This window comes from Flavobacterium sp. (genome assembly GCF_013822155.1).
Taxonomy (GTDB): Bacteria; Bacteroidota; Bacteroidia; order Flavobacteriales; family Flavobacteriaceae; genus Flavobacterium.
The window spans coordinates 1-5,755 of the sequence record NZ_PNJW01000091.1 but is presented as its reverse complement, the minus strand read 5'-3'; the positions used below and the strand labels follow the sequence as shown (position 1 = coordinate 5,755).

Annotated in this window: 7 protein-coding genes; 3 read left to right on the top strand and 4 right to left on the bottom strand. The window is 31.5% G+C overall.

Annotated elements, in window-relative coordinates:
- The first annotated feature begins 113 nt into the window (after positions 1–113).
- Both C0512_RS14410 and C0512_RS14405 read left to right on the top strand, forming a co-directional pair.
- Positions 114–1,718, top strand: a complete 1,605-nt coding sequence (locus tag C0512_RS14410; RefSeq protein WP_290862786.1) for an AAA family ATPase — start codon at positions 114–116, stop codon at positions 1,716–1,718.
- Between the two features lie 93 nt (positions 1,719–1,811).
- The gene (locus C0512_RS14405; protein ID WP_290862784.1) at positions 1,812–1,979 is read left to right on the top strand and encodes a hypothetical protein; all 168 of its coding nucleotides are present in this window, start codon (positions 1,812–1,814) and stop codon (positions 1,977–1,979) included.
- Positions 1,980–2,014: 35 nt separating this feature from the next.
- Here the strand turns inward: C0512_RS14405 and C0512_RS14400 are convergent, their stop codons facing one another.
- The 3 genes from C0512_RS14400 to C0512_RS14390 are packed head-to-tail and all read right to left on the bottom strand — an operon-like array spanning position 2,015 to position 3,667.
- Complete coding sequence (locus C0512_RS14400; RefSeq protein ID WP_290862782.1) at positions 2,015–2,548, bottom strand: hypothetical protein; 534 nt, start codon at positions 2,546–2,548, stop codon at positions 2,015–2,017.
- Positions 2,532–3,275 (bottom strand): ImmA/IrrE family metallo-endopeptidase, encoded by a 744-nt coding sequence (locus C0512_RS14395; RefSeq protein WP_290862780.1) that lies wholly within the window; start codon positions 3,273–3,275, stop codon positions 2,532–2,534. Before C0512_RS14395 ends, C0512_RS14400 begins: the two co-directional genes overlap by 17 nt.
- A gap of 17 nt (positions 3,276–3,292) precedes the next feature.
- The gene (locus tag C0512_RS14390) at positions 3,293–3,667 is read right to left on the bottom strand and encodes a helix-turn-helix transcriptional regulator (protein WP_290862777.1); all 375 of its coding nucleotides are present in this window, start codon (positions 3,665–3,667) and stop codon (positions 3,293–3,295) included.
- Between the two features lie 112 nt (positions 3,668–3,779).
- On the opposite strand from C0512_RS14390, the gene C0512_RS14385 reads away from it, so the two are divergent.
- Entirely contained in the window at positions 3,780–4,850 is a 1,071-nt protein-coding gene (locus C0512_RS14385; RefSeq protein WP_290862775.1) for a hypothetical protein, read from the top strand.
- Between the two features lie 65 nt (positions 4,851–4,915).
- On the opposite strand, the gene C0512_RS14380 is transcribed toward C0512_RS14385, so the two are convergent.
- Positions 4,916–5,128 (bottom strand): helix-turn-helix transcriptional regulator, encoded by a 213-nt coding sequence (locus tag C0512_RS14380; protein WP_290862773.1) that lies wholly within the window; start codon positions 5,126–5,128, stop codon positions 4,916–4,918.
- Positions 5,129–5,755: the final 627 nt, after the last annotated feature.

Here is a 5,755-nt window from a genome sequence, read left to right as displayed (position 1 = left end):
TTGGAGAGAAACTTAGGTAATAGTAGAACAATTGAAGGGAAAGAAATTCCTCTAAAATACAAACACAAGACTTTTTGCGAAAATAAAAGAACAATTTCAATAAATAAGAAATAATGGGACAAATTACTAAATCAAATACCGATTCATATAGTCAAATACAAGATATGCTAAAAGCATATTATCCTATTTTGTATTTAACAACTTTCGAATATGATAGAACTAAACAAAAGTTGATAGGTGTTGCAAAGAAATTAAATAAAGAGTATCATTTTTATGAATGGAATTGTGTAGATGGTTTGTCTGAAAGAGATTTAACTGATGGTGGATTAAATTCAATAGATAACATAGAGGAACCTGAACAATTATTAAAACATATTGCTTCCCAAACTGAAAAAGAAGGTTCTGAAATTTATCTTTTAGAAGATTTTCATGATTTCATTAATGAAAGAAACATTAAAATTCAATTAAGACAATTAGCAGAAAAATTAAGATTTTATAGAAAACATATTATTATTGTTTCTTCAATATTAGTTTTACCTGTTGAACTTGAAAAATATATTACAGTTATAGAATTACCTCTTCCTGGCAGAGTAGATTTAGAAAAAGTTCTGAATGCTGTTGCAAAAAATGTAAAAACAGAAATTGATGATAACCTTAGAAAAAAATTGATAGATTCTGCATTAGGAATGACAGTTATGGAAGCCGATTTGGCATATTGTTTGGCAGCAGTAAAAGATAATATGGGAATTAATTCTCCTAGGACTGTTGCTTTTGAAAAAGAACAAATTATCAAAAAAAGTGGTTTGTTAGATTATTATCAAGTCAATGACAGTCTAAAAAATATCGGTGGGATGAGTAACCTTAAGGATTGGCTTGAAAAAAGAAAACAAGCTTTCGATTTTAAAGCTCAAACATGGGGTTTGTCAGAACCTAAAGGATTATTACTTCTAGGTGTACCCGGTTGTGGTAAAAGTTTAACTGCTAAATGTATCGCTTCGTTATGGAATATGCCTCTTCTAAGACTTGATATGGGTAGGGTATTTCAAGGAGAAGTAGGTAGTAGCGAAAATAATATAAGAAGAGCAATTGCTACAGCAGAAGCAGTGGCACCATGCGTTTTATGGATAGATGAAATTGAAAAAGGACTTTCTGGTGTTCAAAGTAGTGGTTCTACAGATGGTGGAACAACAGCTAGAATATTTTCTACAATACTTACATGGATGCAAGAGAAAACACAACCAGTTTTTATTGTTGCAACCGCAAATGATATATCTCAATTACCGCCTGAATTATTGAGAAAAGGAAGATTTGATGAAATATTTTTTGTTGATTTACCTTCAGCTGAAGACAGAAAAAGTATTTTTTCAATTCATTTAGCTAAAAATAACCAAAAAGCAGAAACTTTTGGTTTAGATGTACTAGCAAAAGAATCAATTGGATTTAATGGGGCTGAAATTGAAGAATGTGTAAAAGAAGCTATGTTTACTGCTTATACAGATAATCCGGATGATCCAAAACTTCAAATTATTCATCTTTTAAATGCAATTAAAGATACCGTTCCTTTATCAATGACAATGAAAGAACAAATTGAGTTTTTGCGTAAATGGGCTAATAGTAGAGCAAAACAAGCCAGTGCACCAAATAATGAGGATTTAAAAGAAGACGGGAATGTTTCTCTAACCAAAAAAGAAATACAGTTAAATAGAAATTTTGATTAATAATATATTGGATCGATACTAAAATATGTCATTTTACATTTATATAACCAATTCTTCCCAATGCTAGAAAAAGCAAAAGCCTATTCTTCATAAATGAATGGGCTTAATAAACATTATTTCAATGCTTTTGAAATCAAAGCTATTGCCGTTACAACCGCTACGGTTAAGGCTATTCCGTTTACCAATTTAGCAGTGTTTCCAAAAACGGTAACTCAAGTAGATTTGAGACAAACAATAGCTTTTTCATTCAGTGGGTTATAAGAATCACGCATACGCCATTACTCATTTTGCGGCAGTTATTTTTTTTTCATTTGTTCATACTGCTTAATAGTATCAATACCATGTATCAATTTGCTGTCTTTTGATTTTACCTCGTTAATAAAAGCGTTGCATTGAGCCTCTGTAATAACGCCTTTTTGATAACCCTCTAAAAGAATATCCATCGTAGTCAAATAAACAATACCATAATAAGCACAATAGTCTTTTATATCTTTCAAATTGCTGCTGGCAATATAATCTTTAGTGTGTTTAGCTACAGCCAAACAAGCAGCCTCCCCATCACCCATTGTGGTTTTTAATCGGGCATATTCAATAATAATTTCCTTCTGATTTGGAAAAGGTATGACGGGTATTTTTGACCATACTAAAAAATTCGATAATGAAACTATGCTTTGTTTTCGCTTATCTAACTCGGCTTTCACCTTGTCCAAAATAACAAAACGGTCCGGGAATATTTTCGGTAAAAGCAATTGTTGACCGGCTTTAGTGTAATGGATGATGACATCACAATCCAATAATATTCTGGGCTCAGTACTAGTTTTCTTCCCCATGATCATTAAATTTTGGATCATCAATATCTAAACCTATATCAAGCATCAAAGAATGATAGTGACTCTCTGAAATTTTATCAACATCATAAAGTGCTTTAACTTTTGTACCATAATCACCTATAACTTTTTCTTCATCGCTTTTCTCATACAACTTTGTCGGATAACCATGTTCAACAGCACTTTTTTTGACACCCATTAAGTAGTGCTTGTAATCATCGTAATGAATATATTTTTCTCTACCTAGTCTAAGCAAAAGTGCAGCTCTGGATACACCAAAATAGTGTTCCATTTTTATAATAGTAGCCAATGATACTTTTTCGCCCCATTCTAATTCTTTTTCCGGAATCTGTTTCGATAAAGCATCTCGTGGCATTAGAAGAAACGAACTAAATACATCAGCATTATATTCTTCTTTATCTTTTTTATCAAAGGTTCCGGCATTACACATCTGGAAATTAAAATCATTTTGAATAAAGAGATGATATAATTCATGACCAATGGTAAAGTTTTGTCTACCTATAGAAACAGCCGAATTAATCAACATGAATAATGATTTATTGTTCTTAAGTGCCATTCCGGAAAATTTACTTTCCAAGGGTTTATAGACAGTTAAAACACCTAAAGTCAATAAAAGTTTTTCAAGATCAAGAGAGGTCTCGGTTCCTAATCCCAATTCTCTTCGGAACTTGTTGGCTCTAGCCTCTAATATTTTCTCATTATAAGCCATGATACAAACGATTAATCTTAATATATTTTTACAATCTTACCGAACGCTGAAAGCTTTTCCATATCATTTTCTGTAACAGAGTCTTTTCTAAAAGCAAATACAACCTCCGCCATGGCTTCTTCAACGGTTTCACTAAAAAAAATAGATAATTCCACTCCAAACAAATCAGATAATTTTTCTAAAAATTCCAAAGGAACTTCTCGCTCATTAGTTTCGTAAAAACTAATCATCTCTCTTTTTACATCAAGAAAATTGGCTAATTTTTCTTGTGTATAGCCATATCTTTCTCGGAGTCCTTTAATAACTAATCCAGTTGTTGCTTCCATGATGTTGTTTGTTTGAATTTTAAATGTATTTTTTTGGCAACCATTTTCTGTTACAAAAGTAGACATTTTTTTTTATTTATTAATTTTTGTACATTTTTTTACGTAATTCTTTTTGGCAGTAGTGTATAAATAGTTACCACAATAATAATTAATTTTATTCCCGTAAATCGTTGTTAATATGAAAACTATCGAATTAACAAGAAAAGAACTATACGACCTGGTTTGGTCCACAACAATGTCCAATCTTACGCAGAAGTACGCACTTTCCAGAGAAGGTTTTAAAAAAATTTGCAAACAATTTGAAATTCCGATACCTCAAAACGGATATTGGTTAAAACGTCAATATAATAAAAAAGTAAAAATTGAAAAGCTCAATCCGGTTTTCGGTGGCGTAGACAAAATTGTTTTGCCATTAAGAGAAGAAGGAAGTTCAGTTAATATAGACCAAACCCCCTTAACCATCAGAACCAAAGAAATAGAGAACGACCCAAACGCTCCTTTAATTGTTCCTGATGAAATAACAAAACCGGATATTCTAACAAAACAAACCCGTCAATATTGGAAAGGTAAAATTTCGTTCACCTCATATCGCGAGGACAATAGAATTACCTACCCAATCAGAGTTGAAAAAAACAACAGAGAGAGAGCATTAAGATTCATGGATACATTCACAAAGTTAATCCGATATAGAGGTCATACGATGTCAAAAGAGTATGGTCATGATTGCGTACAAATTGATGGGATAAACATCGAGATTGATTTAAGGGAAGTATCAAAACGTATTCCACCAACAACTATTTATGGAACATCAGAATATGTTCCAACGGGAGAATTTATTTTTAAAGTGGGTAAATATTCTGGTGAAAGAGAATGGCGTGATGGCAAAGTTAAATTAGAAGGAATGTTAGCTAGGATTGTGGCCAAATTAGAACTTATTGCGGAAAGAGAAAAAGAATGGGAAGAAAAGTCTAGAATAGCTAATTTAGAATGGGAAGAAGAACAAAAACGTAAAGCCGAAATAAAAAAACGTAGAGATGAAGAAGTAGAAAAATTTAATAGATTAGTCAAACTATCCGAGCAATACAACAAAACCCTTATGATCCGCCAGTATATTGAAGCGGTGAAACAAAAAGAAATCAATACGAATAATCTAAACCCAGAAACACAAGAATGGATAAATTGGGCAAATGACAAAGCAGATTGGTTAGATCCTTTAATCAATAAACCGGACGAAATTTTAGATAACTGATAAAAATAAAAACGGTAGAAAATTGAAATTTAAAACACTTCTCTTTAAAAGTAGGGTGATTTCATTCAAAAGACATTATTTTTTTTCACCAAGTCAAATTTCAATCGATAACCTAATTTATCCGCCATCAATTCAAGCTGTTTAATGGTAGGTGAATACTTTTCATTCTTCCATTCACTTAATCGTTCTGGTCGCTTGCCGGTTAGCTTTCCAAAATCTTTTTGATTTAATTTAGAAATTTCTAAGAGCTTTAAAAATACTTCTGTTTGTAAACTCATAATGATTTTTTTTACAAATATAACCTTACGAATGGAAGAAGAAAAAAATTATGAAATGAAAAAAGGAAACTAGTAAGAACGGATAAAATCAAAAAAACTAAAGAACTAAAAAACTAAAAGAACTCTTCTCTGCCCGGTATAAAGTTTTAGTTCTCCGATTGCCACCGCTTCCCACCGCATAAAAGTTTTTGTATGCCCACAAAAGCATTCCTCCGAAATAGTAGAATAATAGAAAACAAAAAAAACACTAAACTTTTTTCATGATTTATTGGTATATAGATTCAGACTGAACAAAAACCTTATTTAGTCGAAGTATTCCTAAAGCCGGTGCTGCCGTTTGCTTCATTTCGCTAATTTAATTTAAAGAGCAGTATTTAATTTAATGGAAAATAACGGCGATTATTGCCGTTGAAATAAATTCACGTAAATTAAATAATTTATATTACCTTTGAATAACGGCGATTAACACCGCAATAAGCTAAGCTTTTAAATTATGGCTTTAAATGTAATACGAAGAAAAGAGTTATATGAAATAATGCCCGAGGGTTTAATAGCCACTCATAAATGGCTTATGGAAAATAATTTAACACGTCACGCAATAGATAATTTGGTTAAAAGTAATCAACT

What these genes read in the sequence shown, in the direction of transcription:
- C0512_RS14410 (WP_290862786.1), top strand. Translation starts at nt 114, where the DNA reads ATGGGACAAATTACTAAATCAAATACCGATTCATATAGTCAAATACAA.
- C0512_RS14405 (WP_290862784.1), top strand. Translation starts at nt 1,812, where the DNA reads ATGAATGGGCTTAATAAACATTATTTCAATGCTTTTGAAATCAAAGCT.
- C0512_RS14400 (WP_290862782.1), bottom strand. Translation starts at nt 2,548, where the DNA reads ATGGGGAAGAAAACTAGTACTGAGCCCAGAATATTATTGGATTGTGAT.
- C0512_RS14395 (WP_290862780.1), bottom strand. Translation starts at nt 3,275, where the DNA reads ATGGCTTATAATGAGAAAATATTAGAGGCTAGAGCCAACAAGTTCCGA.
- C0512_RS14390 (WP_290862777.1), bottom strand. Translation starts at nt 3,667, where the DNA reads ATGTCTACTTTTGTAACAGAAAATGGTTGCCAAAAAAATACATTTAAA.
- C0512_RS14385 (WP_290862775.1), top strand. Translation starts at nt 3,780, where the DNA reads ATGAAAACTATCGAATTAACAAGAAAAGAACTATACGACCTGGTTTGG.
- C0512_RS14380 (WP_290862773.1), bottom strand. Translation starts at nt 5,128, where the DNA reads ATGAGTTTACAAACAGAAGTATTTTTAAAGCTCTTAGAAATTTCTAAA.